Here is a 2203-nt window from a genome sequence, read left to right on the forward strand (position 1 = left end):
TAAAGCAGGATTTTCATCCCGCACAGCCAGACGTATTGATTCAGGGCAGCACAACCCCCCTCCATTACCGCGTCAATACGCTACTCGAAAAGATCCGTTTAATGGTCTTTTTGAACAACATATTGTCCCACTGCTTGAAAAAGAACCCACATTACAACCCATTACATTATTTGAAAAACTCGAAGAAATCGCACCGGGGCAATTTGATCGCGCGCAACTTAGGACTTTACAACGCCGTATCAAGACATGGCGAGTCAAATACGGACCAGAAAAAGAGGTGATTTTCAGGCAACAGCATACACCTGGAGCGATGGGGATTTCCGATTACACTTGGGCTAATGAATTGAATATCACCCTCGCTGGCAGTGCATTTAAACACAAACTTTATCATTACCGCTTGGTTTTCAGTGGCTGGACTTACGTCGAAGTCATCTTGGGTGGCGAAAGCTTTGAGTCATTGTCATCCGGGCTGCAGAATGCCTTTTGGCAAAGTGGGGGTGTACCCAAAACCCACCGCACAGATAGCTTAAGCGCTGCCTTTAAAAACCACACACAAGCAGAAGTCCTCACAGAGCGCTACACCAAGTTATGTCAGCATTACGGTGTAAAAGCCACTCGAAACAATAAAGGTATAGCCCATGAAAATGGCGCAATTGAAGGCCCTAATGGGCATCTAAAGCGAAAGATAGCGCAGCAATTGCTATTGCGCGAAAGCCGTGACTTCCTGGATTTAAAGCAATACCGAGCATTCATCGATGCCATCGTCGCTAAAATAAATCGTCAATGTCACACGCGTTACATTGAGGAGTGCGCGTACTTGTCCGCCTTACCCGTCCGTCGAACGAATGACTTTTGTGAGCAGTACGTCAAAGTGACATCCAGCAGCACGATTTCCATTAAGCGTGTGACGTATTCCGTGCCATCACGGCTCATTGGCGTGACCTTACTGGCGCACATTTATGATGACCGCATCGTCCTCTTCTATGGACATGAAATCACATTAACCTTAGCGCGAATACACACGCAAGGCGCAGCACGTGGCCGCTCAATAGACTATCAGCACCTTATCCACGCATTGGCTAAGAAGCGCAATGCGTTTAAAGCATCACAACTTAGAGACGACCTTATACCTAAAGGCGATTTTTGGCAGTTATGGCAGGCACTCACCCGTGATGGTGTGACTGATACAGATTGTCATTATATGGTCGATTTACTGGTCATCGCTGCCAACTATGATTGTGAGGCTGCATTGGGCCGCTTCGTTCTCAGCGCATTTGAAGCAGGAAAAGCGGTAACGATAGATGAATGTCGACGCGTTTTCAGGCCTGATACGCTATTTACCCCCATGATTAATCGTCAACAACATAGCGTTTCAAGTTACGACGTACTGTTAGGAGGGCGCAATGGCTAACCCACTGAGCTTACCTATATTATTACAAGAGTTACGATTACCCGCGATAGCAAAAGCTTGGCCTGATATCGCGCTAAAAGCGGTGAAGGAGCAATGGGGGCCTGAGCTATTTCTCGCTCAGTTATGTGAAATAGAGGCCTCACACCGACAAGAAATACGCCTAAAGCGCTTACTGAAAGACAGCCAATTACCCATAGGGAAACAACTATCACAGTACGATTTTAGTGAAGTGACAGGGATTAGTGCCGTTCAAATCAAGCATAAAGCCAGTGAGCTCGGGTGGTTGAGGCAAGGCCACAACATACTGTTATTTGGTGCAAGCGGTCTGGGGAAAACACACCTAGCCGCCGCGTTAGGCTATGCCCTTATAGAGCAATCTGTTCGAGTTAAATTCACAACAGGAACCGCCATGGTGCAGCATCTACAGAAAGCGCGACAAGGTTTAGGACTAGAAGATGCGCTTAAAAAACTCGATAAATATGAGCTACTGATTTTGGATGACATTGGCTATGTAAAAAAGAGCGACAGTGAAAGTCAGGTTCTATTTGAACTCATCGCACATCGATATGAGCGCAATAGCTTGGTGATAACGACGAACCAGGTATTTAGTGACTGGGACAGTATCTTTGGCGACAATATGATGACGGTAGCTGTGATAGACAGGCTGGTGCATCATGCTGAAATTTACCGACTTGAAGGAGATAGTTACCGTAAAAAACAAGCTATGAAATTAAACGACAAAAGCGGCCAACTTAATTGACGCGCATAGGACAAGCTAGTTGACGTCTAACA

Annotated in this window: 2 protein-coding genes; both read left to right on the plus strand. The window is 46.2% G+C overall.

Annotated elements, in window-relative coordinates; all coding sequences use genetic code 11:
• Nucleotides 1-1411, plus strand: a 1411-nt coding sequence (gene istA, locus AAEZ02_RS21635; protein ID WP_351124979.1) for an IS21 family transposase, incomplete at its 5' end; no start/stop codon positions are given.
• Nucleotides 1404-2171: an IS21-like element helper ATPase IstB gene (istB, locus tag AAEZ02_RS21640; RefSeq protein ID WP_192114610.1), complete on the plus strand. Its 768-nt coding sequence runs from the start codon at nucleotides 1404-1406 to the stop codon at nucleotides 2169-2171. The genes istA and istB, both read left to right, overlap by 8 nt.
• Nucleotides 2172-2203 lie beyond the last annotated feature (32 nt).

Source organism: Shewanella sp. T24-MNA-CIBAN-0130, from assembly GCF_040310185.1.
Lineage (GTDB): Bacteria > Pseudomonadota > Gammaproteobacteria > Enterobacterales > Shewanellaceae > Shewanella > Shewanella psychromarinicola.

Bases quoted from the DNA above. Each gene is read 5' to 3' on its own strand.
- istB (WP_192114610.1), top strand. From the start codon at position 1,404: ATGGCTAACCCACTGAGCTTACCTATATTATTACAAGAGTTACGATTA.